Annotated in this window: 26 protein-coding genes, 1 rRNA gene and 1 other annotated feature; all 27 genes read right to left on the bottom strand. The window is 45.4% G+C overall.

The genetic code is table 11. The features are described from left to right. Positions 1-143 precede the first annotated feature (143 nt). Positions 144-758, bottom strand: coding sequence for a class I SAM-dependent methyltransferase (locus HFD99_RS23000; protein WP_123797689.1), 615 nt, complete (start codon positions 756-758; stop codon positions 144-146). A 156-nt stretch (positions 759-914) separates the two neighbouring features. After that, the gene (rplL, locus tag HFD99_RS22995) at positions 915-1,280 is read right to left on the bottom strand and encodes a 50S ribosomal protein L7/L12 (RefSeq protein ID WP_013373275.1); all 366 of its coding nucleotides are present in this window, start codon (positions 1,278-1,280) and stop codon (positions 915-917) included. Positions 1,281-1,348: 68 nt separating this feature from the next. Then, positions 1,349-1,852, bottom strand: coding sequence for a 50S ribosomal protein L10 (gene rplJ, locus HFD99_RS22990; RefSeq protein WP_016818645.1), 504 nt, complete (start codon positions 1,850-1,852; stop codon positions 1,349-1,351). A gap of 73 nt (positions 1,853-1,925) precedes the next feature. Continuing rightward, positions 1,926-2,077, bottom strand: a sequence feature (ribosomal protein L10 leader region). A 68-nt stretch (positions 2,078-2,145) separates the two neighbouring features. After that, the gene (gene rplA, locus HFD99_RS22985) at positions 2,146-2,838 is read right to left on the bottom strand and encodes a 50S ribosomal protein L1 (protein ID WP_016818644.1); all 693 of its coding nucleotides are present in this window, start codon (positions 2,836-2,838) and stop codon (positions 2,146-2,148) included. Between the two features lie 87 nt (positions 2,839-2,925). After that, positions 2,926-3,351, bottom strand: coding sequence for a 50S ribosomal protein L11 (rplK, locus tag HFD99_RS22980; protein ID WP_007432595.1), 426 nt, complete (start codon positions 3,349-3,351; stop codon positions 2,926-2,928). A gap of 73 nt (positions 3,352-3,424) precedes the next feature. After that, on the bottom strand, positions 3,425-3,958 hold the full coding sequence (nusG, locus tag HFD99_RS22975; RefSeq protein WP_007432596.1) for a transcription termination/antitermination protein NusG: 534 nt from the start codon (positions 3,956-3,958) through the stop codon (positions 3,425-3,427). A 22-nt stretch (positions 3,959-3,980) separates the two neighbouring features. Continuing rightward, positions 3,981-4,172 (bottom strand): preprotein translocase subunit SecE, encoded by a 192-nt coding sequence (gene secE, locus HFD99_RS22970; RefSeq protein WP_013312170.1) that lies wholly within the window; start codon positions 4,170-4,172, stop codon positions 3,981-3,983. Between the two features lie 20 nt (positions 4,173-4,192). After that, the gene (gene rpmG / locus HFD99_RS22965; RefSeq protein ID WP_013373278.1) at positions 4,193-4,342 is read right to left on the bottom strand and encodes a 50S ribosomal protein L33; all 150 of its coding nucleotides are present in this window, start codon (positions 4,340-4,342) and stop codon (positions 4,193-4,195) included. A 332-nt stretch (positions 4,343-4,674) separates the two neighbouring features. Continuing rightward, entirely contained in the window at positions 4,675-5,319 is a 645-nt protein-coding gene (gene sigH, locus HFD99_RS22960) for an RNA polymerase sporulation sigma factor SigH (protein WP_016324748.1), read from the bottom strand. Between the two features lie 162 nt (positions 5,320-5,481). Beyond that, positions 5,482-6,003, bottom strand: a complete 522-nt coding sequence (locus HFD99_RS22955) for an NYN domain-containing protein (RefSeq protein ID WP_016818643.1) — start codon at positions 6,001-6,003, stop codon at positions 5,482-5,484. Positions 6,004-6,007: 4 nt separating this feature from the next. Continuing rightward, on the bottom strand, positions 6,008-6,754 hold the full coding sequence (gene rlmB, locus HFD99_RS22950) for a 23S rRNA (guanosine(2251)-2'-O)-methyltransferase RlmB (protein WP_167441017.1): 747 nt from the start codon (positions 6,752-6,754) through the stop codon (positions 6,008-6,010). A 55-nt stretch (positions 6,755-6,809) separates the two neighbouring features. Further along, a complete protein-coding gene (locus HFD99_RS22945) occupies positions 6,810-7,268 on the bottom strand; it encodes a Mini-ribonuclease 3 (protein WP_025365932.1) in 459 nt (152 codons plus the stop codon). Continuing rightward, a complete protein-coding gene (gene cysS / locus HFD99_RS22940) occupies positions 7,265-8,668 on the bottom strand; it encodes a cysteine--tRNA ligase (protein ID WP_025365933.1) in 1,404 nt (467 codons plus the stop codon). The genes HFD99_RS22945 and cysS overlap by 4 nt, the downstream gene beginning before the upstream one ends. A gap of 24 nt (positions 8,669-8,692) precedes the next feature. Then, positions 8,693-9,373, bottom strand: coding sequence for a serine O-acetyltransferase (gene cysE / locus HFD99_RS22935; RefSeq protein ID WP_013373284.1), 681 nt, complete (start codon positions 9,371-9,373; stop codon positions 8,693-8,695). Between the two features lie 481 nt (positions 9,374-9,854). Continuing rightward, positions 9,855-11,315, bottom strand: a complete 1,461-nt coding sequence (gltX, locus tag HFD99_RS22930; protein ID WP_016818639.1) for a glutamate--tRNA ligase — start codon at positions 11,313-11,315, stop codon at positions 9,855-9,857. A 39-nt stretch (positions 11,316-11,354) separates the two neighbouring features. Beyond that, entirely contained in the window at positions 11,355-11,831 is a 477-nt protein-coding gene (gene ispF, locus HFD99_RS22925) for a 2-C-methyl-D-erythritol 2,4-cyclodiphosphate synthase (protein WP_016818638.1), read from the bottom strand. Then, a complete protein-coding gene (gene ispD / locus HFD99_RS22920) occupies positions 11,828-12,526 on the bottom strand; it encodes a 2-C-methyl-D-erythritol 4-phosphate cytidylyltransferase (RefSeq protein ID WP_025365934.1) in 699 nt (232 codons plus the stop codon). The genes ispF and ispD overlap by 4 nt, the downstream gene beginning before the upstream one ends. A 70-nt stretch (positions 12,527-12,596) precedes the next feature. Continuing rightward, on the bottom strand, positions 12,597-13,682 hold the full coding sequence (locus HFD99_RS22915; RefSeq protein ID WP_017427900.1) for a PIN/TRAM domain-containing protein: 1,086 nt from the start codon (positions 13,680-13,682) through the stop codon (positions 12,597-12,599). 190 nt (positions 13,683-13,872) lie between these two features. Next, on the bottom strand, positions 13,873-14,619 hold the full coding sequence (gene pssA / locus HFD99_RS22910) for a CDP-diacylglycerol--serine O-phosphatidyltransferase (RefSeq protein ID WP_016818635.1): 747 nt from the start codon (positions 14,617-14,619) through the stop codon (positions 13,873-13,875). A 54-nt stretch (positions 14,620-14,673) separates the two neighbouring features. Beyond that, positions 14,674-15,750, bottom strand: coding sequence for a DNA integrity scanning diadenylate cyclase DisA (disA, locus tag HFD99_RS22905; RefSeq protein WP_013373290.1), 1,077 nt, complete (start codon positions 15,748-15,750; stop codon positions 14,674-14,676). A 12-nt stretch (positions 15,751-15,762) separates the two neighbouring features. Beyond that, on the bottom strand, positions 15,763-17,136 hold the full coding sequence (gene radA, locus HFD99_RS22900; protein ID WP_013373291.1) for a DNA repair protein RadA: 1,374 nt from the start codon (positions 17,134-17,136) through the stop codon (positions 15,763-15,765). Between the two features lie 242 nt (positions 17,137-17,378). Next, on the bottom strand, positions 17,379-19,823 hold the full coding sequence (gene clpC / locus HFD99_RS22895; protein WP_016818634.1) for an ATP-dependent protease ATP-binding subunit ClpC: 2,445 nt from the start codon (positions 19,821-19,823) through the stop codon (positions 17,379-17,381). A gap of 44 nt (positions 19,824-19,867) precedes the next feature. After that, the gene (locus tag HFD99_RS22890; protein ID WP_123797690.1) at positions 19,868-20,932 is read right to left on the bottom strand and encodes a protein arginine kinase; all 1,065 of its coding nucleotides are present in this window, start codon (positions 20,930-20,932) and stop codon (positions 19,868-19,870) included. A 29-nt stretch (positions 20,933-20,961) separates the two neighbouring features. Further along, positions 20,962-21,486, bottom strand: a complete 525-nt coding sequence (locus HFD99_RS22885) for a UvrB/UvrC motif-containing protein (protein ID WP_016818632.1) — start codon at positions 21,484-21,486, stop codon at positions 20,962-20,964. 84 nt (positions 21,487-21,570) lie between these two features. Next, a complete protein-coding gene (locus HFD99_RS22880) occupies positions 21,571-22,035 on the bottom strand; it encodes a CtsR family transcriptional regulator (protein ID WP_016818631.1) in 465 nt (154 codons plus the stop codon). Positions 22,036-22,526: 491 nt separating this feature from the next. Continuing rightward, on the bottom strand, positions 22,527-23,714 hold the full coding sequence (locus tag HFD99_RS22875) for a GNAT family N-acetyltransferase (RefSeq protein ID WP_123797691.1): 1,188 nt from the start codon (positions 23,712-23,714) through the stop codon (positions 22,527-22,529). Between the two features lie 161 nt (positions 23,715-23,875). Beyond that, positions 23,876-23,992, bottom strand: a 5S ribosomal RNA gene (gene rrf / locus HFD99_RS22870). Positions 23,993-24,212: the final 220 nt, after the last annotated feature.

The following is a 24,212-nucleotide window of genomic DNA, read 5'->3' as shown; positions in this document are numbered from 1 at the left end:
GGTTATATTATACGTAAGAGATATAAATACTATACCCTGTTACGCATAAATCTATTGACATTTCAACAAACTAAAGCCATGGAGGGCATCCTAATACTGACATTTTACAATGATATCACAGACCAGGATTCAAGTCAATGGTCCTATTGCATTTTTCTAAAACTTTTTTCAGCCTTTAAAATCCGATAACCTTTATCCTTCGTAACTTCTTCCACACGACCGAAAAGGCTCTCTATTTTAGCGCTCGCAGAAGGAGCACCCTGCTTTTTCTGTATGACGACCCATAAAGCACCACCCTCATTTAAATGCTCATACGCAAGCTCAAATATGGTATGAACCGTTTCTTTCCCTGCACGTATAGGAGGATTCGTCAAGATCACGTCAAAACGTTCGTGTTGCACTTCTGCAAACAAATCACTTTGCTTAATGGTGACATTTTTAATTCCATTACGCTCCGCATTCTCTATCGCTAGTTGAACGGCTCGCTCGTTAATATCAACCATTGTAACGTGTCCGTCCGGGACAAGCGTAGCCGCCGTCAAACCAATCGGCCCGTAACCACATCCTACATCCAATACCGAGGCATTTGCAGGAAGTTGCATAGCTTCAATCAACACACGACTCCCATAATCAATCCCCTGCTTTGAAAAAACGCCTGAATCGCTGGCAAATCGATAGGAACGTCCACGCAGCACCGTCTCTAGACTTCGCCGTTCATGTGCCGTCTCTGGCCGTCTGGAGTAATAATGATCAGCCATTCACGCCCACCTCTTTCGGTTGTACGGTTATATTAACATCATAGCCTTTAGAATAATATTTCAGACCTGTTTGTACTACCGCTTTACAGCAACAAACCCCTTGAAGATCACCTCAAGGGGTTTGTTTTAATTCATTGTCTGCTAAAGAGCAGTCAATTATTTTACTTCTACAGAAGCGCCTGCTTCTTCCAATTTTGCTTTAACGGATTCAGCTTCTTCTTTTGCAACTTTTTCTTTCAATGGTTTTGGAGCGTTGTCAACCAGTTCTTTTGCTTCTTTCAGGCCAAGACCTGTAATTTCGCGAACTGCTTTGATAACGTTGATTTTGGAAGCGCCAGCGCTTGTCAAGATTACGTCGAACTCGGATTGCTCAGCTTCTGCTGCGCCACCTGCTGCGCCACCTGCTACAGCTACTGGAGCTGCTGCAGTTACGCCGAATTCTTCTTCGATTGCTTTCACGAGATCGTTCAGTTCCAATACGGACATACCTTTAATTGCTTCCAAGATTTGCTCTTTACTCATGGTTGAACCTCCATTTAAATTCGTATTTTTTTGTTCTTAACTGCTATACAGCAGGTTTAAATCCCAACTTATGCACTTTGCTCTTCTTTATCTGCAACAGCTTTAACCGCAAGCGCGAAGTTGCGCATAGGAGCTTGAAGCACGCTGAGGAGCATGGAAAGGAGACCTTCGCGGGATGGCAGTTCTGCCAGCGCTTTGATTTCCTCAACACCGATCACACGACCTTCTACAACTGCACCTTTCAGTTCCAATGCATTGTTTTTCTTAGCGAAATCGTTCAAGATTTTAGCTGCAGACACTGCATCATCTTTGCCGAACGCGATTGCAGTAGGACCTGTCAATACTGCGTCCAGTTCAGTCAATTCTGCTGCCGCAGTTGCACGGCGGAGCAGTGTGTTTTTCAGCACTTGAAATTCGATTCCGGCTTCGCGAAGCTGCTTACGCAGCTCAGTTACTTGTGCAACATTCAGACCGCGATAGTCTGCAACTACAGTTGTTACGCTCTCGCGCAATTTTGCAGCTACAACTTCAACAGCTTCTTGTTTTGCTTGAATCACTTTTGCATTTGCCAAACTGTACACCTCCTGATCAATTTATCTACTTTGTTAGAAACACCCATTCTGGCGTTCTACCAAAGTCGTTTTCATGAGCATGAAAAAAGCCTCCGTAGAGTACGAAGGCTTGATAAATCCACATGGACGGGACAAGCCCGTCGCATGAAACGTTCTATCATAACACCTCGGTAGGAAATTAAGCCCGAAAGCACCTACTGTCTACGGTAAGCATATTCAACTTTAACGGTCAGTCACAAGGACTCACAACTTTTACAGAATAACAAATTTGATTGAACGTGTCAACCGAAATATTATCTGTAAACAGATGTGTTCACACGTGCACTTGGTCCCATAGTCGAAGAAATAGCGATGTTTTTCAGGTATACACCTTTAGCAGCCGCTGGCTTCGCACGGTTCAAGGCTTCAATCAAGGCTTTAAGGTTCTCGTTCAGTTGCTCAGCACTGAACGATGCTTTGCCGATTGGTGCGTGAATTTGACCTGCTTTGTCGAGACGGTATTCGATTTTACCGGCTTTAATTTCTTGAACAGCCTTGGCAACGTCGAAAGTAACTGTGCCTGCTTTAGGGTTAGGCATTAAACCTTTACCACCGAGCAAACGACCCAGTTTACCAACCTCACTCATCATATCAGGTGTCGCAACGCAGACGTCGAATTCGAACCAGCCTTGTTGGATTTTGTTGATCATATCTTGATCGCCAACAAAATCAGCGCCAGCCGCTTCCGCTTCTTTCACTTTGTCACCTTTTGCAAATACCAGAACGCGTTGTGTTTTACCCGTACCATGTGGCAGGACAACAACACCACGAACAGCCTGGTCTTGTTTACGGGAATCTACGCCCAGACGAACTGCAGCTTCAACGGTTTCGTCGAATTTAGCAGTTGCAGCCTTTTTCACCAATTCAACGGCTTCCAAAGGCTCATAAGTTGCTTCGCTGTCAATCAGCTTAGCAGCTTCCAGGTATTTCTTACCATGTTTAGCCATTATCTTTTCCTCCTTATGTGGTATTAGCGGATATTCCTCCCACACTTGCCGGACAGTCAAACCGCCGGCACACGTAGATTAATAAAATTAATCTACGATGGTGATACCCATGCTGCGAGCAGTACCTTCAACCATACGCATTGCCGATTCTACGGAAGCTGCGTTAAGGTCAGGCATTTTTTGCTCTGCAATTTGACGAACAGCAGCGCGATTTACAGTTGCAACTTTCGTTTTATTCGGTTCACCGGAACCTTTTTCGATTTTAGCAGCAACTTTCAACAGAACAGCAGCCGGTGGAGTTTTGGTGATGAACGTAAAAGAACGATCCTCAAATACCGAAATTTCAACCGGAATAATCAGGCCTGCTTGATCAGCAGTACGAGCATTGAACTCTTTACAGAATGCCATAATGTTGACACCTGCTTGACCCAAAGCTGGACCTACTGGAGGCGCTGGATTAGCTTTCCCTGCAGGGATCTGCAGTTTTACCATTTTAATTACCTTTTTTGCCATGGATGACACCTCCTTGACTCAATAGTGGTAGACGGACCTATTGATCCTCCCACAAGAAACCTGTAAGAAAAATCTATATTTTCTCCACTTGAGTATAATCCAACTCAAGCGGGGTTTCCCGTCCAAACATGTTGACGTGAACCTTAAGCTTGCTCTTCTCAACCAAAATTTCTTCCACGGAGCCCACAAAATTCGCAAAAGGACCAACTTTAATTCGCACGGATTCCTTAACATCGAATTCAATCTTCGGTTTCGGCTCTACCATGCCCATATGCTTCAGAATCTGTTCAACTTCTTCTGGAAGCAATGGCGTCGGCTTGGAACCCGAGCCTGTCGATCCTACAAATCCCGTAACACCTGGTGTGTTGCGTACAACATACCAAGAATCATCGGTTTGGACCATTTCGACCAAGACATAACCAGGGTAGACTTTACGCATAACGGTTTTTTTCTTACCGTCCTTGGTTACCAGTTCTTCTTCCATAGGAACAAGAACACGGAATATCTTGTCTTCCATGCCCATGGACTCAACGCGTTTTTCCAAATTGGCTTTGACTTTGTTCTCATACCCTGAATAGGTATGAACGACGTACCATCTTTTTTCCATATCAAGCCACCTGGAACCCTTCCTAGATAATCGCTTCGATCACAGCGGAAATGCCGATATCGAGAACCCAAAAATAAATCGTGACGAACGCAATCGTCCCTATGACAATCAGCGTATAGTTGGTCAGTTCTTTACGATTGGGCCAGCGAACTTTCTTGAGTTCAGCCCAGCTTTCAGAGAAAAAGGAAAACAGAGACTTGAAACTGCGTTTCACGCCGACTACACCTCCAAAAACTATCTGGTTTCCCGATGAGAAGTCTGTTCGTTACAGGACTTACAGAATTTCTTCATCTCCATGCGGTCGGGGTGATTACGCTTGTTTTTCGTCGTTGTGTAATTTCTTTGTTTGCAATTTGTACAAGCCAAAGTAATAATTACCCGCATGATGTGCACCTCCCGAAGACATCCAACACCGGAAGTCTCATAATTGATCCTAAAAAAACCGCGAATTTAGGCCTACCTAAAACACTTTATCACACGGGGTTTTCCATGTCAACGAATGTTTGCATACATTTCGCAGTCCCGGTTGTGGTGCATTTTTACATCTGTCCATCCTTTGAAGCTATTCTCTGAAATACTGCTTCAAAATCAAAGCGATATCTATTATTCATCTTTTTTAGTATAAATCATTTACAACACTTATAAACCTGCACAGCATACCCAAAACGAATAAAAAAAGACTCAAACTCGAGCCTTTTCCATGTCAGCCTCTACTTTCAACTATCCCTTACTTCCAGATACTTTTCAAGTTTACGTTTGACCCGTTGCAGCGCGTTATCAATGGATTTCACATGACGATCTAGATCTTCAGCAATCTCCTGATACGAACGACCGTCCAGATACAACATAAGTACCTTGCGTTCTAGCTCGCTCAGAATCTCGGACATTTTGTCCTCAAGACCCACAAACTCTTCCTGATTGATAATCAGCTCTTCAGGATCACTTACTTGTGTTCCGCAAATCACATCGAGCAACGTCCGGTCTGACTCTTCATCATAGATGGGCTTGTCCAGAGATACGTAAGAGTTCAGAGGAATGTGCTTTTGTCGTGTAGCCGTCTTAATTGCCGTAATAATCTGTCGTGTTATGCACAACTCGGCGAAAGCCTTGAACGAAGCAAGCTTGTCTCCCTTAAAATCACGGATGGATTTGTAGAGACCAATCATGCCCTCCTGAATAATATCCTCGCGATCAGCCCCAATCAGGAAGTAGGATCTGGCCTTGGCCCGCACAAAGTTTCGATATTTGTTAATCAGAAACTCCAGCGCTTCCCCATCACCTTCATGGACTGCTCCGACAATGTCTTCATCATTTTTGTAATCAAACTTTGACAACATGATATCCTTGAGGTCCACACTCACTAACAATCCCTCCGGCTGCAACGCAAGGTACCCGTTACTCTCTCAAATATACGACAAGTATACGCGATGTAACCTGATACCGTCAACCACAACAACCTAAAAAAGAAGAGCGCTAACAAAATTGTCAATGGTTTCAAAATGGAGAGTATCCCAATTACTGGATCATTCTCTTCTCCAGCGTTCAAACAACTTTCGAAGCTCCGGACTCAGCTTGCCATCCAGCGAATTGCGGGACAATTTGGCGTTATCCTGCTGGATTCGCTTCTGGACTTCCCTTTCAGATTCCTCAATCTCAATCAGTAATTCTCGTGCCGATACTCTGAGTGCTCCCTGGCCAAAGGCCACATGCTGCTCTACCTGATCACTTGTCGCTACGTAAATGCTTCTCCTCTTGCTGCTCAGCTCACGAACTAATCGCTCGATGCACTCATCGGCTGTCTCTTTTTCTCTCGTAAAATAAATCTGGACTTTGCTCTGGGCAAAGGTCTTACCTAATCCTGGCACCCTGTAAGCATCAAATACGACGATGACTCTTCTGCCCGAATACGCCTGATGATCCGCCAATCGTTCAAGAAGTCTGTCCCTCGCTTCCTGCATACCAGATTGTACCAGTGCGGAAAGTTCGGGCCAGGCTCCAATCATGTTGTAACCGTCCACAAGCAGAACATCCCGCGTGTCAGCCATATCGTTAGCCTCGTGCCTGTCGTCCGCGCAAAACTTCGTACATGACGACACCTGCAGCTACAGAAGCATTGAGGGAATTGATTTGTCCCGCCATTGGCAGCTTGACGAGTACATCACATTTCTCGCGGATCAAACGGCCCATTCCTTTATTTTCGTTACCAATGACAATCGCTACGGGACCGGTGAATACTCCATTCCCAAAGACGGGATCGGTTGCTGTAACATCCGTGCCAACTACCCATACACCTTCTTCTTTAAGACGGTCAATGGTTTGTCCCAAATTGCTCACACGCGCCACCGGGACGTACTCCACAGCACCTGCCGATGTTTTAGACACCGTTACAGTTACAGCGGCTGAACGCCTTTTCGGCACTATGATACCGTGTGCTCCAGTGCAGTCCGCCGTACGCAGGATGGAGCCCAAGTTATGAGGGTCTTCAATCTCATCCAGCAAAATCAAAAACGGCTCTTCTCCCTTAGCACGAGCACTAGCAAGCAAGTCCTCCACCTCAGCGTAGGCAAAAGGTGCAGCTTGCGCGACCACTCCCTGATGCTGAATGCCTGGAACCATTTGATCGAGCTTACGCTTGTCCACCTGCAAAACAATGATTCCTGCTTTTTTCGCCTCAGCCATAATCGGCAGTGTCAAATGCTTCTGTGCATTATCCGCAATCCATATTTTATTTATCGTCCTGCCTGAACGCAGCGCCTCTGTTACCGAATGCTTACCGGCAATCCATTCTTCTTCCATCTCTAGCTTCCTCCCGGAAAACGGTCGATATCAATTCGTTCAATCCGTCTCCAATTTATGATTTTTCTGCATTTTCCATTTGTGCAATTCCGTACGTAATCAACTCTGACAATCTGTCCAAATGTCCATCACAATAAAGATAACCAATCAATCCTTCCAGTGCAGTGGCGTGTCGATACTCAAGCACATCAGCATTTTTGGGCAGGCTCCCTGATTTGGCATTTCTTCCTTGTCGGACAATGTCACGTTCTTCATCCGTAAGCACTGTTTCTAGCAGCCCCAACATACGACTCTGTGCCTTGGCGGAGACTAGCTTTGTAGCTCGTCGATGTAAATGATTGGGACGCAGGTTGGGCTGTGCCAGCAGATATTGCCGGACAGCCACCTCATACACTGCATCACCAATGTAAGCTAACGCAATGGGGGGCATCAAGCGAGCCGGCTTGGACGCAGGATACGGAAACCAGTTTCCTGCGCCTTCCACAGCTTCTGAGTTCAGTGGCTTATTACTCATTTCCGCCGCCACCGCATACCCTGCGCCGTATCTTCAAGCACAATGCCTTTAGTAGCTAACAGATCACGAATTTCGTCAGCTCTACCCCAGTTTTTAGTTTTACGAGCTTCGACACGTTCTGCAATTAACTGCTCAATTTCGTCATCCAGCAGTTCTTCACTCGGTTCCGAATAAATGCGAAGTACCGTATTCATCGAATGGAAGGTATGCAGCACCGCTTGCAATTCCGCCTGATTGACAACATCACGCTGCAACAAAAGATTGGCTTCGCTGACCCATTCGAACACCGCAGTAATCGCATCAGGCGTATTGAAATCATCATCCATTTTTTCGCCAAATTGCTGTAATATCCCATCAAGCTTCATTTGCAGCTCAGCCGATACTGCTTCATTACCTTTCAAAGCCATGGATAAACGATGCTTTACATTGGCGACTGCATTGGCAATCCGTTCGACACTATTCTCCGCCTGACTCATCGTCTCTTGGTTGTAGTTCAAAGGGTTGCGGTAATGTGTCGACAGCATAAAATAACGTAAAGCTTCGGGCTTGTGACGAGCACGCAGATCTTTAACCAAAATACCGTTACCGAGTGATTTCGACATTTTTTCATTATCTATGCGAATATATCCGTTATGCATCCAGTAGCGAGATAATGGTTTACCCGTAATCACTTCGGATTGTGCGCATTCACATTCATGATGCGGAAATTGCAGATCCTGTCCGCCTCCGTGAATATCCAGTGTATCCCCCAAATAGTGACGAGCCATAGCAGAGCATTCGATATGCCAGCCTGGGCGTCCATCCCCCCAAGGACTTGACCAGTAAATTTCTCCCGGTTTCGCTGCTTTCCAGAGTACAAAATCCTCGGCATTCTCCTTGCGTTCATCCACATTGATGCGAATCCCAAACTGGAGTTCCTCCAAATTTTGGCCTGACAGCTGTCCGTAGTCTTTAAACATTTTGGTCCGGTAGAAGACATCACCATCATTTTCGTAGGCATAGCCTTTGTCTACCAGGTCCTTGATAAAATCAATAATCAGATCCATGCTTTCGGTTACACGAGGATTTATGCTGGCAGCAGGAACATTCAATCCTGTCAGATCCTCATGATAGGCAGCAATAAACTTCTCGGCAACTGCCGGAACCTCCATATTAAGTTCCCGAGCTTTGCGGATCAACTTATCATCAACGTCCGTAAAATTCACCACATAGTTTACATCATAGCCCAAATACTCCAAGTAGCTGCGTACCACGTCGAACACAATTACAGGTCGTGCATTACCAATATGAATGTAATCATACACTGTAGGACCACATACATACATTTTAACCCTTCCAGGCTCCAGTGGCACAAAAGGCTCCCGGCTCCTCGTCATTGTATTATAAATTTGAAGCGACATCGTTATGTTCCTCCCTCATGAAAATTATCCTTGTAATTTATTCTCTTGGGTCACCTGATGTTTCTGAGCAGATTGCTCCTCCTTCAAATCAGACAATTCTGCTCGTAATCGTTCTATTTCCATTTGAAGAGACCGTATGGAATCGACGACCGGGTCAGGCAACTGGTGACTAAGTCGATCTGGACGTCTGCCATCCTGTCTGACCACTCGCCCGGGGATACCCACTACCGTACTGTTTGGTGGAACTTCTTTTAGCACAACCGAGTTGGAGCCAATATTGGATTGCGCCCCAATCGTAAATGAACCCAATATTTTTGCACCGGAGCCTATAACGACATTATTCCCAATGGTGGGGTGGCGCTTCCCTTTCTCTTTTCCAGTTCCTCCAAGAGTAACCCCCTGATACAATACGACATCATCGCCAATTTCACAGGTTTCGCCAATGACAACACCCATGCCGTGGTCAATGAACAGCCGATCTCCAATACGAGCGCCAGGATGAATTTCAATTCCTGTCATAAACCTCGATACCTGGGATATAACACGGGCTAGAGTACACCACTTTCGCAAATAAAACCAATGTGCAATTCGGTGTGCCCAAAGGGCATGAACGCCAGAATACGTAAAAATGACTTCCAGCTTACTCCGGGCGGCCGGATCATTATCCAAAACAGTTTGAATATCGGATTTGAAATGCCTGAACATGTCGCCCTCCTATTCCCTCCATATCCTTGCCGCATCACACTTCACATTTCGCCAATTTTCGTAGTCACCAGCATTCTTCGACAATTTTCAGTCTACAGCGAGTCTGAATCTGATAAAAATGAAAAAGCGCCTCCGCAGCCTAGGCTGCAGAGACGCATATACGTGGTCCCACTCTGCTTCGAACATATCTGCTACAAAAAAAGCAGAAAAGTCCGTCTTTGGCGTCCTGTAACGGGAACGAATCGGCAAGCCCTTGCCACATTAGCATTGTAGGCTAACGAGGGTTCGGGCGCACGGCTCCCAGGCGCATTTCCTCCGCAGGTCATCTAGACGGTTCTCAGCCTGGGGTTTCCCCTCGACCGTCCTCTCTGGCAGATGCCCTTATGCAGTGTACTTCTCCTGTTCGCAGCCTTTACACGTAAGTATCAATCCATATCAATGGAGTCATTATAGCGAAAAGACAACAAATTGACAAGAAATATCAGCCTTTAATTTGTGCCTTAAGACGGTCCAATACCTTGTCACGTCCAAGTAGATAGATGGTCTCGTTCAGATCCCGTCCATGAGTTTGACCTGTAAGGGCCACACGAATCGGCATGAACAGCTGTTTCCCCTTAAAACCAGTTTCCTTTTGGACTTCTTTGATCAGCTTGGCCATTTGTGGAGCTGTAAATTCCTCGCTCGTTTCAACCTTAGCTGCAAAGGCTCTAAGTACATCAGGAACCTGTTCTTCAGCCAGAACAGCCGCCGCATCAGCATCCAACTCCAGATGTGAACGGAAAAACAACTCAGACAACACCACAATATCAGACGCTGAAGTCATTTGTTCTTGGTATAAGCGGACAAGAGCTTTAGCCCAATCCTGTTGTTCAGCCGATAAATCATTCGGCAACAGTCCTGCTGCCTGCAAATGTGGAATTGCCATACTAGCAATCCGTTCAGGATCAGCTTTTTTAATATAATGATTATTCAAATAAGCAAGCTTGTTTGTATCAAATACAGCTGGGCTTTTGGACAAACGATTAGGATCGAAAATCGAGATTAATTGTTCCCGATCATAGATCTCTTCCTCGCCTTCCGGAGACCAGCCCAACAATGCAATAAAGTTGAATATAGCTTCCGGCAGATAGCCCAGCTTATCGTACTGCTCCATGAACTGAATAATGGATTCATTTCGTTTGCTGAGCTTTTTGTGATCCTCGCCTACGATCAGCGTCATATGACCAAAGCGTGGAGGCTCCCAGCCGAGAGCTTCAAAAATCATCAACTGCCGCGGTGTATTGGATACATGATCCTCACCCCGTAGTACATGCGATATTTTCATCAAATAGTCGTCAACCGCTACAGCGAAGTTATATGTCGGAATACCGTCTTTTTTGACGATAACAAAATCGCCGCTTTCTTTGGAATTGAACGTAATTTGACCTTTAACAATATCATCAAACGTATATTCACGATCTTCTGGTACGCGAAAACGAATACTTGGTACACGGCCCTCTGCTTCAAACGCCTGACACTGTTCTTCTGTTAAATCACGGTGTTTTCCTGAGTAACGTGGTGTCTCCCCACGTTCCATCTGTTCTTCACGCTCGCGTTCAAGTTCTTCTTCCGTGCAATAACAGCGGTATGCCAAACCGCGATCCAGCAAGTCCTGCCAGTATGTTTTGTAGATGTCCAAGCGCTCGGTCTGGCGATAAGGTCCAAACTCGCCGCCCACGTCTATACTTTCATCCCAGTCCATACCCAACCATTTCAAATATTTAAGCTGGCTTTCTTCTCCGCCCTCAATATTGCGCTTCACATCTGTATCTTCAATGCGAATAATAAATTTCCCGCCTTGATTGCGGGCAAACAAATAATTAAATAATGCCGTTCTGGCATTTCCAATATGCAGATGTCCTGTTGGACTTGGTGCATAGCGTACACGAACTTCCGTGCTCATATAATCTCCTCCAAATAGAATTACTCAAGATGATAGCATTTACTTGATTAGACAGACAACCGACTGAGCCGCGATTCCCTCGCTTCGCCCGGTAAACCCGAGTTGCTCCGTCGTCGTCGCCTTGACATTTACCTGGGATGACTCCTCTGCTTCCAGCACCCGGGCGATGATTTCATTCATCTGCGGGATGTACGATGCCATCTTGGGCTTCTGCGCAATAATTGTAGAATCGATGTTCCCCAATCGGTATCCCCGCTCTTTAGCCAGCCCCCACACATGCTCCAGTAGCTTAAGACTATCCGCGTCCTTAAATTCAGGGTCATTATCTGGAAAATGCTTTCCGATGTCTCCCAAGCCAAGCGCACCCAGGATAGCATCGCTAATGGCATGCAGCAGCACGTCTGCATCGGAATGACCCAGCAAACCTTTTTCATACGGAATATTTACGCCTCCGATGATGCATGGCCTTCCTTCCACCAGCTGGTGGACGTCAAATCCTTGCCCCACTCTAATCATTTGATATCCTCTCCCTCTGTCTTTACCCATAACGCCGCCATCTCCAAATCCTCAGGCGTAGTAATTTTGATATTCTTGTAGCTGCCCTGAACGACAGTAACTGGAATGCCTATTCGCTCCACCAGCATGGAATCATCTGTCCCCAAAAATCCTGACTGCTCCGCTTCCTCATAGGCCCGCAGCAGGTCGGAAAGACGAAAAGTCTGTGGCGTTTGAATACTCCACAGACTTCGGCGATCCGGCGTTGCTGTAATGATACCATCCCCGTTCACTTGCTTGATCGTATCCTTTACAGGTACTGCCGCTACAGAAGCACCAGTACGCTGAGCAGCCTCCAGGCATGAACGTACAAGCTCAGGTTGAATCAATGGCCGCACACCATCATGCACCATCACCCAATCTGTTTGCAAGTGGCGCAAACCGCGATAAACCGAATGCTGGCGTTCACTGCCACCAGCCACCACCCGTACATTTTTACCAATCTTGTATTGATGAATCCAGTCTCTGCAGCGTTCCACATCTCCAGTTCCAGTAACCATCACCATTTCATCCACTTCAGGCATTGCTGCGAATATTTCAAGTGTATGTATGAAGATGGGCTTGTCTCGCAAAAGCAGAAATTGCTTGCTCTCCTGCGTTCCCATACGGGAGCCGCGCCCGGCCGCCACAATCACGACTCCTACCTGATTGTTCATTCAAATAACTCCTGCCCTGATCGCACTTGGACGATCCGTATGATAACACATCTACTTCATCATACCTCGTTTATTGAGCTTTTTCCAATAATTTCGGTTTAGCAAAGATCATACGGCCCGCAGAGGTCTGAAGTACGCTTGTGACCAGTACTTCCATGAGAGAGCCAATATAGTCACGTCCACCCTCCACAACAATCATCGTACCATCATCCAGATAAGCTACACCTTGCCCATGCTCCTTGCCATCTTTGATAATCTGCACCATAATCTCCTCACCGGGCAGTACGACAGGCTTCACTGCATTCGCCAAATCATTAATGTTCAGCACAGACACACCTTGAAGTTCGCATACTTTATTCAGGTTAAAATCATTAGTTACAACTTTACCCTGCAACACCTTTGCAAGCTTAACCAGCTTACTGTCGACCTCTGAAATTTCCTCAAAATCCCCCTCATAGATGAGCACATTCACATCTAGCTCTTTTTGAATTTTATTCAAAATATCCAGACCCCGCCGCCCACGATTACGCTTAAGTAAATCTGAAGAATCTGCGATATGCTGAAGCTCCTCCAACACAAATTCAGGAATCACAATGGTCCCTTCAATAAAACCTGTCTTGCAGATATCCGCAATACGCCCATCTATAATGACGCTGGTGTCCAAAATTTTATGTTCCTCCAGCTTTCGTTCTTCTACATCCGTTCCCCGACCAAAAAAGCCTGAACTCCAAAAGGATGACAACTCGTCCCGTTTTTCTAGCCCAACCATCAACCCCACATATCCACATACCAAGGTAACCGCGGTCTGGATAAGTAAACCAGGTGCCCCTAACCCTGAAAAGAGTGGATAAACTGCCAAGGAAAGGATCAACCCCACCGCTAAGCCCATGACACCTGCCATCATCTCATTCATCGGAATTCGTACCAAACCTTCAATACCCTGCTGCAATCGATTCGCCACGGACGCCCCTGCGAATGAGCAGCCAACCATAAATACCACCGCTCCCGCTAACATCCAAACAGCCATTCCTGGTAAAGAACCATCACTCAACCATTGTGGCATCCACGTTACTAAGCCTCCTATCCGCTGGTATAACGTATAGCCAAACCACGCGCCGCACAATCCTGTAAAAGTTAAAATAGCCTTTCTCCACATTGAGTCTCTATACCTCCTTTATTTTCTTTTCAATAGTCTGCTATTTATTGGATACATAGCACTTCCCTTACCAGTATGGTCCATTTCCCACATAACTAACCCTGTGTTTTCACTTTTTATGCATAAAAAAAGCATTTATCCCCTTGAATGAATCAAGGAAATAAATGCTTCTTGTAGTTCTTGTCTGACACTAACGTTGCGAATGACGATATTGATCGTCCTGTTCTTCCTGTTTAGAACGATCCCGCTCACGTCCACGTCTGCGTGATAACTTCCGAATGTTCAGCTTCATACCGTACAACGCATAAAGCACCAGTGGTACAAAAATCAGCTTCGACAGCTGATCAGGAAATTTAACAGCTAGAACCACCGCTGCAATTACGACCCACGGAGCAACCCAGATCGCTTTTTTCGGAAGGCCGACCTTTTTGAAATTTGGATATCTCATGGAGCTAACCATCAAATAAGAGACTAGCAACATGGCAATCGACATGTATAACAATGAAATCTCGTTATGGAATAAGGACAACGTGGCTAATACGCCACCTGCTGCCGGAATGGGTAAACCTGTGAAATAACCTGGTACACCGGGACGTACGTTAAATCGAGCCAAACGCAATGCTCCGCACATCGGAAAAATGGCTGTAACCGTCCAAGCCAAAGCCGAATTCGCATCATGAAAAGCAACCATGTACATAATAACTGCGGGAGCAACACCAAAAGATATCATATCTGATAAGGAGTCCAGTTCTTTACCGAATTCGCTCTGGGCATTCAAAGCCCGGGCCATCCTTCCATCCAGTCCGTCCAACAACATGGCGACAATAACCATAATAGCGGCAAGACTGTATTTTCCGTCTACGGCCAATAAAATGGCGATCATTCCGAGAAACAAGTTACCCAAGGTACACATGTTCGGAATTGATTTGGTAATCATCTCTTCACCTCAATGTATGAATTGTTCCATTATAATCCTTTCACTGTATTACATTTACATTTGTCTGTCAATGAAAACTTGTTCCTGTAAACGTTTAAGCCCTTCTTTAATCGTACGTGCACGAACCTCTCCTATACCATCCACTTCATCCAGTTCTTCTATCGTTGCTGTCATGACATGTGGAAAACGTCCAAATCGCTCCACCAGATTATGAATAATTACATTTGGCAAACGAGGTATTTTGTTCAGCACCCGATATCCGCGTGCAGCAATATATTCTTCTGATGTCGCTGCTGAAGAAGGGTAGCCTAATAAACGTACTATATGATTCACATCCAGTAATTCGTCGTCCGTAGAACGTTTGAGTCCCAATATAATTTCACGGATCTTCTCGTCGCTGTCGTCTTTGGCATAATCCTTATACAGCAACCAAGCTTCTTCCTCGATATTACTGACAAGCTCCTCCATCTGCATGCTAATCAGCCTGCCCTCATTCCCGAGCTCGTTAATAAATCGTTTGATCTCCATTTTGATGCGCAGCACCATTTCGATCCGTTGAATGACATTAACGACCTCCGGCATGGTAACCAGTTCTTCGAATTCAGATGCAGTTAGATTCGTTGAGGCTTGCCCCAATACGGATCTATATTTTTCTAACGTCTGAATAGCCTGATTAGCTTTCGTTAAAATAACCCCGATTTCCTTGAGCGCATATCGTAAAGTCCCCTGATACAACGTAATAATATTACGACGCTGGGAAATAGACACAACCAGTTTGCCAGTCTGCTTTGCAACTCGTTCCGCCGTCCGATGCCGAATCCCTGTTTCTATGGACGAAATGGAAGAATCGGGAATCAATTGCGTATTGGCATATAAAATTCGTTTTAAATCCTCACTCAATATGATTGCGCCGTCCATTTTAGCCAGCTCATACAAATAGTTCGGCGAAAAGTCACAATTAATAGAGAAACCGCCATCCACGACTTCCATTACTTCCGGGCTATAGCCAACGACCAGAAGAGCACCCGTTTTGGCACGCAAAACGTTTTCCAATCCGTCGCGAAAGGGAGTTCCCGGTGCCACAAGCCGTAGCAAATCGTTCATTTTATCCAGTTGGCTCGCTTCCTTCATCCTCAATGCCCCCTAATCTAATGCGGCTGCCAGTGCATCTGCCACCGTTCCAACTCCTATAATTTGTATCCCTTTTGGATGTGTCCAGCCCTTCAAGCTTTTCTCGGGCATGATCACCCGTTTGAAACCTAATTTCTCTGCTTCTCGCACTCGCTGTTCTGCTCGGGATACAGCCCGCACCTCGCCTGTCAGTCCTACTTCACCAAAAATCACATCGTACGGCTTGGTAGGAGCATCCCTAAAGCTGGAAGCAATGCTCACCGCTATGGCTAAATCCACCGCTGGTTCATCCAGCTTTACGCCTCCAGCAACATTGAGATAAGCGTCCTGGTTTTGCAAAAACATGCCCATCCGCTTTTCTAATACGGCAATGATTAATCCCATCCGATGATGGTCAATCCCCGTACCCATTCGGCGTGGAGATGGAAAATGCGTAGCCGCAATGAGTGCTTGCAATTCAACCAACACAGGCCGGGTTCCCTCCATACTGGCAACGACTGTGGAACCAGCCACCCCCAGTGGCCGTTCGGACAGGAAGAGCTCAGAAGGATTCGCCACCTCACGCAAACCACTTTCGGCCATTTCAAAAATACCAATTTCATTCGTAGAACCGAAACGATTCTTAACCGCACGCAACAGCCGATACGTATGATGGCGCTCTCCTTCAAAATAAAGTACACAATCGACCATATGCTCCAACAAACGCGGACCTGCAATAGCGCCTTCTTTGGTCACATGCCCTACCAGTACTGTAGCAATACCTAATCCCTTGGCAATCCGCATAAATCGTGAAGTACACTCGCGCACCTGAGCTACACTACCAGGCGCACTTGTCACCTCAGGCAAATATACAGTCTGTATCGAGTCGATGACCAAAAACTCCGGCTTCAAGCTGTCCACTGCTTCTTCAATCGTCTCCAAATTCGTCTCACATAATACGTACAGACTGGGAGACAAAGCACCGAGGCGATCTGCACGTAGCTTCGTTTGGCGGACGGATTCCTCACCAGACACGTAGAGTACCTTTAAACCAGTTAAAGCCAGCTCATTAGAGGTTTGCAGCATAAGCGTAGACTTACCGATCCCCGGGTCACCACCCACCAGAACAAGTGAACCTGGCACCACACCTCCACCGAGTACACGATTTAATTCACCAATTCCCGTCAAAATTCGTGTTTCTTTGCCACTCTCCACTTCAATAATAGGAAGCGGTTTGTCTTTTGTGCTATGAGTAAGAAGGGAAGATCCCATTCCTTGAGTTTTTACAACGCTTTCCGTTTCTTCGACCATGGAATTCCATGCCTGGCATCCAGGACATTTTCCGTACCATTTAGGCGATTCATAGCCACATTCTGTACAGGAAAATTTAGTTTTCACTTTAGCCATACTTTATTCCTTGGCTCCTTCTTGACAACGATGATGTCAATTTTATCTTCACACAGCACCTGAAAGAGCTGTAACAATAAAAGTTTACCATTGAAGCTTGGCGGACGTAAAGCAATATCACAAACTTTCCCAAAGCTTTTACCCTACCCTTTCAAGGTGTTCAATACACAAAAAGGGTGCCTTCGCAATAGCTTTCCAGCCTGCGAGACACCCTTTTCTAATGTTTTATTTACTAAACTGCTTTAGGACTTCGCGGATACATTATCCTTTTTCGTTACTGTCAATGCACCGTTCTCTTCATCAATATAGAGAGAGTCGCCTTTAGAAATGTTTCCAGTCAACAGTTCCTCGGACAGGCGATCTTCAATATGCTTCTGGATTGCACGACGCAATGGACGCGCACCATACGCTGGATCGAAGCCTTCCTTGGCAAGGAAATTCTTAGCCTTGTCTGTCAACTCAAAGTCAACCTCATACTCATTCAGACGCTTACGCAGTTCCTCAGACATGAGTGAAACAATTTCGGCAATATGTTTTTCTTCGAGAGAATGGAACACGATGATTTCATCTATCCGGTTCAAGAACTCAGGACGGAAGCTTTTCTTCAGTTCATCCATCACTTTGCCCTTCATGTTATCGTAATCCGCCCCAGCGTCCACAACAGCTGTAAAACCAAGCGTGGAGTTACGTTTGATTGCCTGTGCACCAACGTTGGATGTTAGGATGATGAGTGTGTTACGGAAGTCAACAACACGTCCTTTGGAATCCGTCAGACGTCCATCCTCCAACACTTGCAGCAGAATATTGAATACTTCTGGGTGTGCTTTTTCAATTTCATCCAGCAACACAACAGAGTAAGGCTTACGACGTACCTTTTCAGTCAGTTGGCCACCTTCTTCATATCCTACGTATCCTGGAGGCGCTCCTACCAAACGGGATGTGGAGTGTTTCTCCATATATTCGGACATATCAATACGGATAACCGCATTTTCATCACCAAACATAGATTCAGCCAAGGCGCGTGCCAGCTCTGTTTTACCAACTCCAGTTGGACCGAGGAAAATAAAGGAGCCGATTGGACGTTTCGGATCTTTCAGACCGGCGCGTGCCCGGCGAATCGCCCGGCTTACTGCCTTAACAGCTTCGTCCTGCCCAATCACCCGTTCATGCAACAGTTGCTCCATATTCAGCAAACGATGTGTTTCTTCTTCCTTCAGCTTGCTGACTGGGACACCAGTCCAGATGGCAACGACCTGAGCAATATCCTCTGGTGTAACTTCGGAATCTGTACGCCCCTGTTGTTCTTTCCATTGGTTTTTAGTGACATCCAGCTCTTCACGAATTTTTTGCTCTGTATCGCGCAGTGCAGCTGCCTTTTCAAACTCCTGGCTTTGTACCGCTGAATCTTTTTCCTTACGGATATCTTCCAGACGGTTTTCCAGCTGTTTCAGGTTTGGCGGTACTGTATAGGAATTCAGCCTTACCTTGGAGCCCGCTTCATCAATAAGGTCAATAGCCTTATCCGGTAGGAAGCGATCCGTAATATAACGATCTGACAATCTTACTGCAGCTTCAATAGCCTCATCAGTGATTTTTACACGGTGATGCGCTTCGTAACGGTCGCGCAGACCATACAAGATTTGAATCGCTTCTTCTGGAGAAGGTTGATCCACGGTTATAGGTTGAAAACGACGCTCCAAAGCAGCATCTTTCTCAATATATTTGCGGTATTCATCCAGCGTGGTGGCACCGATACATTGCAGCTCGCCACGTGCCAGAGCAGGTTTCAGGATGTTGGAGGCATCAATTGCGCCTTCCGCTCCACCAGCACCAATCAGTGTATGCAGCTCATCAATGAACAATACGATATTTCCAGCTTGACGAATCTCGTCCATAATCTTCTTCAAGCGATCCTCAAATTCACCTCGATACTTAGTACCTGCTACTACAGAACCCATATCGAGTGTCATTACGCGTTTGTCGCGCAACGTTTCGGGAATCTCATTCGCTATGATTTTTTGTGCCAATCCTTCGGCAATCGCCGTTTTACCTACCCCAGGTTCACCGATCAAAACAGGATTGTTCTTTGTACGGCGGCTGAGCACTTGAATAACGCGCTCAATTTCCTTGCTGCGCCCAATAACGGGGTCCAGGTTATTTTCCTTCGCAGAAGCCGTCAGATCGCGTGCCAGACTGTCCAGAGTTGGTGTGCTGACATTAGCTGGAGCACCGTGATGGCTGGAAACCGCCTCGCTGCTGCCGAGCAATTGAAGCACTTGCTGACGCGCTTTGTTCAGACTGATACCCAGGTTGTTCAGTACACGTGCTGCTACGCCTTCACCTTCACGAATAAGGCCTAGCAAAATATGCTCGGTACCTACATAGGTATGACCCAATTTACGTGCTTCGTCCATAGACAGCTCAATGACTTTCTTAGCACGTGGAGTATAGGCAATGTTCGTCGGTTGCTCTTGACCGCGTCCAATCAGTGTTTCCACTTCATCCTGGATTTTTTCCAGTCCCAGCCCTAAACCGATTAAGGCTTTCGCTGCTATTCCTTCACCTTCACGAATGAGTCCTAGCAAAATGTGCTCTGTGCCAATGTTGTTGTGTCCCAATCGAACAGCTTCTTCCTGGGCCAAGGCAAGCACTTTCTGTGCACGTTCCGTAAATCTTCCAAACATCATATATCCTGCACCTCCACAGTGTGTATTTCAGTTCATTCTATATATTAAAGGGTTGTGCCTAATTTTTGCCGGATCAGCTTCGCCCGGTACATATCGCGCTCACCGGTATTCATTTTATCCCCAAAGCTTTTTTGTAAAAAGCCGGGTTGCGTCATCACATTAAGCTCATTCATCGCTGCAATGGAAGGACGCTCCAAAATCCCTAAATCTACACCGAGGCGTACATCGGACAGCCGCTGTGCAGCCTCCTTGGAATCCAAAACTGCTGCATATGACAAAATACCGAATGAACGCATCACCCGATCTGTAATCCGCAGCATGGATTCATTCATCAATCGTTCTCTGGCAGAACGTTCGTGCTCTATAATTTGCAGCACCACGCCATGTAGATTCTCGATAATTTCCGCTTCGGTTTGTCCCAAGGTAATCTGATTGGATACCTGAAACAAATTCCCAACTGCTTCGCTGCCTTCACCATAAATACCGCGAACTGTAAGACCCACCTGTGAAACAGCGGACAATATACGATTGATTTGATGAGTCATGACCAATACGGGCAAATGCATCATCACCGAAGCTCTCATACCTGTGCCGACATTCGTCGGACAACTGGTCAGAAAACCTCTCCGATCATCAAATGCATAATCAACATGCGCTTCAAATGCATCATCAATGACCATAGCGCGTTCCCAAGCTTCTCTAACCTGACATCCGGGATATAAGCACTGAATACGCAAATGATCCTCTTCATTTATCATAACACTAACTGATTCATCATCACTAATCAACACAGCACCGTTGCGAGATTCGTTCGCCAAATTAGGACTAATCAAGTGCTTCTCAACCAGTACCTGTTTGTCGATCTCATCCAACTCGGATATTTTCAAGGTATGAAAAGTACCAAAACGACGCAAATCATCATACTGAAGGATATCCGTTAAGCGTTGAAGCACTTCTTCCGACTGCTGATTGGTAGCAAGCATGGGAAAAGGCAGATGCTGCAAGTTACGCGCAATTCTTACCCGGCTGCTAATGACAATCTCCGAATCCGCAGCATCACCACGCATCCAATCACTTAGCGGCTTTTCCGTAAATCGGATATTGGGCATCACGCATTCCCTCCTACTCTTCACAAACTTTACTCTTCAGTCATTTCTTTTTCAAGCTTTCTGATTTGATCCCTAAGCTCAGCAGCTGATTCGAATTCTTCCTGTACAATGTGTTGTTGCATCTCTTTTTTCAAATCATCAATTTGCCGTTTAACCTTTAGTCGGCCTCCAGTACGGACCGGAACTTTCCCAACATGACTCGTACTACCATGCACACGCTTGAACAGAGGGTCCAGACGACTATCAAAATATTGATAGCATGATGGACATCCAAAACGTCCTAGCTTACTAAACTGTGTATAAGTCATACCGCAATCCTTGCATTGCAGATTTTGGGGAACACTGTGACCTGAAGACTGGCTTTTAGTGCTAGAATCAAAATCCAACATCCCTGACAACAAGCTATGAATCGAAAAGCCATTAGGTGTTCCAGGGATCATCTCCCCTTTTTCCTTCGCACATGTCTCACAAATATGAAACTCTGTCTTTTCGCCATTCACAATTTTGGTGAAATGCAAAGTTGCCGGCCGCATATTACATTCTTGGCACAGCATAAAAGCACCTCCTTCAACGTCAGGATTTTTACAAATCCCTACATCTGAATTGCAAATCTCTATTCACTGGTTAATGGATACTAGCTATTTGGCCGCCAGCAACGAGATCAGCATAGCCTTAAGCAATCTTGCTCGCAGTTGGTCACGATAGGGAAGCTTCAGCAATAATGTATCTCTTGATAAAGCAGCCTTTATTAGACCCGCTTCCCTTTTGCTTAAAAAATGAGCTTCCTCTAACTGATAAATCAATCCTTCTGCTGCCGATTGGCTAATTTCCTCCCCGATGCTCTGATGAAGGTGTGTATGGATCGCATGCTGTGCAGGTAATTGAATTCGCTGAATCCGAATATAACCTCCACCACCGCGTTTACTTTCCACCACATAACCTTTTTCCAGCGTAAACCGGGTACTAATTACATAATTAATTTGCGACGGTACGCAGGAAAAGCGGTCAGCCAGATCATTGCGCTGAATCTCCACTAAGCCTTGGGGACTTTCCAGCAGCATGCTCTTCAAATATTGTTCAATAATGTCGGAAACATTGCGCATTTCATCATCCTCCACTAACGGAAACGCAAGTATTCAAATACATTTCACGCTCCACAGAGTCCGCCGTATATTGAACTTAACCAAACGGTATAGTCACGAATCTAAGCTGTATTCAGGCTATTGCCTGTTCTACATCCATTGAAATTGTACCGTTTCGTTTCTAGTGTGACCTTTATTTGCGATAAATCATACACTTCTCTTCTGTCCATAAGAAGCAGCTCCTAACTATACGCAAATCATGTCATTATTGCTATACTTCTGTAGATTCACACTGGTTCTGATTGACTTTGACTTTCTTTGACTATATTCGTATTATAGCACAAATTTCATTTTTGCCAAGGGGTCAATACCATTTTTCGCAATCTAATTATGTTTTATACTATAGAATAAAAAAACTCTCCCATTATGGAAGAGCTTTGAATAATTATGATATCCCACATCCAATTTGGTTAAAAAGAGTTGGGCATTAAGAAAATCTAATTGGGCCTTTATCAGAAAAAATCCAATAGGAACGTTTGTTTTGTTGGTATTACACGTTTAAGTGCAGCCACAGACTCACTGCTTCCTTCAATGCGCCCCCAATTAAACAGGTTATCAGCTTGCTGGTAGCCGAGCATTAAAGTTGTTAATGACTGAATTCCCAGTTCCAAGTCAGCTACTGTATCGTTCTCAGGCAAATTACTTGTATCCACTCTTGCCAGATGTCCTTGCCCCTCCGTAGTAATCGTTAATCTCCATACTCCTTCATTCCAAGGAGCATACCGATCTGTCAGATGTAAGGTTAAACTTGTTTCCTCTCCAATCTGCTCAAAAGGGTATCTCTCTACAAAAGCAACAGCATCCACAATACGCCCCATAAAATAAGGCACCGTTTCCTGTTGAATTCGCGGATCATCGAGTAAAAAAGGCAGATTGTCATCTGCTGGAACGTAAATAAATTTACCTTGGGTTATCATTGAGTCATGATTTGCAAAATAAGTCCACAAAGCCCGACGTGCCGTCTCATTTTCATATACCAACTCATCACAATTTAACTGTTTATCTTCTATTTTGTATAGTGCATATCCCTGAGGATCGCCTGCATCTGTGTAATATACTACAGTTCGATAATTCTCATTTAAAATCCGTTCCTGCCACCATGCCTTATCTCGTACCAGCGTACCATTGTAACGTGAAGCATACGATTGATACACTTGGTCTAGTTCTGAAATATTTTTGATATCCCGTTTGACTATACCTTCTGTTTTAAGTTTAGCAGGGAATTTATCAATTGGAATGACGTATTTTTTGTACTCAGTATACGTTTCCCATCCAAATTTACGATAGAAGGCAAAAGAAAATGGATGCAGAAAAGAAAGGCTTTGTCCTGCGGTCTTCATTTCTTCAAGCGCATGCGTCAACAAACGTGAAACCATACCTCCGCGACGCTTTTCCGGCCACGTTGCCACACCAGCAATGCCTCCCATATCAAAAACCTGACCATGTATGTATACCTGTAGTGGTAGCAAAGTCAGTTTAGCGTTCAAGTCAGGTCCGTCGAATATCCCCCATGTTTGTTCTGGTTTGAATTTCTTCTTGGCTTTCTCCAGATCCTCCGGGGTCATTGTAAACTGAAAAGCATACTGGGATAATCCTATAGCTGCTTCAAATTCCTCACGTTGTAATTGTCTGATCTCCATAACTTCGTCACCTCGCTCGTATACTTGGACCTTTAAAAAAATACGCACTTAGAGTGTCGCAAAGCCTCTTCCCTCTGTCAACCTTAGAATCAGGTGTCCATCCACAAAATGCATAAAAAAAGGATGATAACCTCAGTGAGGTTATCATCCTTTTTACTTTTGCTTGGCAACGTCCTACTCTCCCAGGACCCTGCGGTCCAAGTACCATCGGCGCTGGAGGGCTTAACGGTCGTGTTCGGGATGGGTACGTGTGGAACCCCTCCGCTATCGCCACCAAACATGAATTTGCTTCGCAAATTCTTTTCAGGAATCAGCATCGCCAAATGCTGTGTGTTAGCTCGTCTCATATAAGCTACTCGAACTTATACGATGTGATGCTTACACCCTGAAAACTGGATCCGAAACTTCATTGCGTCTTATCTTAGGATAAGCCCTCGACCGATTAGTATTGGTCAGCTCCATGCATTACTGCACTTCCACCCCCAACCTATCTACCTC

Source organism: Paenibacillus sp. EKM301P (genome assembly GCF_011800295.1).
In the GTDB taxonomy this organism is placed as follows: Bacteria; Bacillota; Bacilli; order Paenibacillales; family Paenibacillaceae; genus Paenibacillus; species Paenibacillus polymyxa.
The sequence above is the reverse complement of the archived record's forward strand: the minus strand, read 5'-3'. Positions and strand labels throughout refer to the sequence as shown.

Coding starts and splice junctions, on each gene's coding strand:
- HFD99_RS23000 (WP_123797689.1), bottom strand. CDS start 758: ATGGCTGATCATTATTACTCCAGACGGCCAGAGACGGCACATGAACGG.
- rplL (WP_013373275.1), bottom strand. CDS start 1,280: ATGAGTAAAGAGCAAATCTTGGAAGCAATTAAAGGTATGTCCGTATTG.
- rplA (WP_016818644.1), bottom strand. CDS start 2,838: ATGGCTAAACATGGTAAGAAATACCTGGAAGCTGCTAAGCTGATTGAC.
- rplK (WP_007432595.1), bottom strand. CDS start 3,351: ATGGCAAAAAAGGTAATTAAAATGGTAAAACTGCAGATCCCTGCAGGG.
- nusG (WP_007432596.1), bottom strand. CDS start 3,958: ATGGAAAAAAGATGGTACGTCGTTCATACCTATTCAGGGTATGAGAAC.
- rpmG (WP_013373278.1), bottom strand. CDS start 4,342: ATGCGGGTAATTATTACTTTGGCTTGTACAAATTGCAAACAAAGAAAT.
- HFD99_RS22955 (WP_016818643.1), bottom strand. CDS start 6,003: ATGGCTGACACGCGGGATGTTCTGCTTGTGGACGGTTACAACATGATT.
- rlmB (WP_167441017.1), bottom strand. CDS start 6,754: ATGGAAGAAGAATGGATTGCCGGTAAGCATTCGGTAACAGAGGCGCTG.
- HFD99_RS22945 (WP_025365932.1), bottom strand. CDS start 7,268: ATGAGTAATAAGCCACTGAACTCAGAAGCTGTGGAAGGCGCAGGAAAC.
- cysS (WP_025365933.1), bottom strand. CDS start 8,668: ATGTCGCTTCAAATTTATAATACAATGACGAGGAGCCGGGAGCCTTTT.
- cysE (WP_013373284.1), bottom strand. CDS start 9,373: ATGTTCAGGCATTTCAAATCCGATATTCAAACTGTTTTGGATAATGAT.
- gltX (WP_016818639.1), bottom strand. CDS start 11,315: ATGAGCACGGAAGTTCGTGTACGCTATGCACCAAGTCCAACAGGACAT.
- ispF (WP_016818638.1), bottom strand. CDS start 11,831: ATGATTAGAGTGGGGCAAGGATTTGACGTCCACCAGCTGGTGGAAGGA.
- ispD (WP_025365934.1), bottom strand. CDS start 12,526: ATGAACAATCAGGTAGGAGTCGTGATTGTGGCGGCCGGGCGCGGCTCC.
- HFD99_RS22915 (WP_017427900.1), bottom strand. CDS start 13,682: ATGTGGAGAAAGGCTATTTTAACTTTTACAGGATTGTGCGGCGCGTGG.
- pssA (WP_016818635.1), bottom strand. CDS start 14,619: ATGATTACCAAATCAATTCCGAACATGTGTACCTTGGGTAACTTGTTT.
- disA (WP_013373290.1), bottom strand. CDS start 15,750: ATGAAGGAAGCGAGCCAACTGGATAAAATGAACGATTTGCTACGGCTT.
- radA (WP_013373291.1), bottom strand. CDS start 17,136: ATGGCTAAAGTGAAAACTAAATTTTCCTGTACAGAATGTGGCTATGAA.
- clpC (WP_016818634.1), bottom strand. CDS start 19,823: ATGATGTTTGGAAGATTTACGGAACGTGCACAGAAAGTGCTTGCCTTG.
- HFD99_RS22890 (WP_123797690.1), bottom strand. CDS start 20,932: ATGCCCAATATCCGATTTACGGAAAAGCCGCTAAGTGATTGGATGCGT.
- HFD99_RS22885 (WP_016818632.1), bottom strand. CDS start 21,486: ATGCTGTGCCAAGAATGTAATATGCGGCCGGCAACTTTGCATTTCACC.
- HFD99_RS22880 (WP_016818631.1), bottom strand. CDS start 22,035: ATGCGCAATGTTTCCGACATTATTGAACAATATTTGAAGAGCATGCTG.
- HFD99_RS22875 (WP_123797691.1), bottom strand. CDS start 23,714: ATGGAGATCAGACAATTACAACGTGAGGAATTTGAAGCAGCTATAGGA.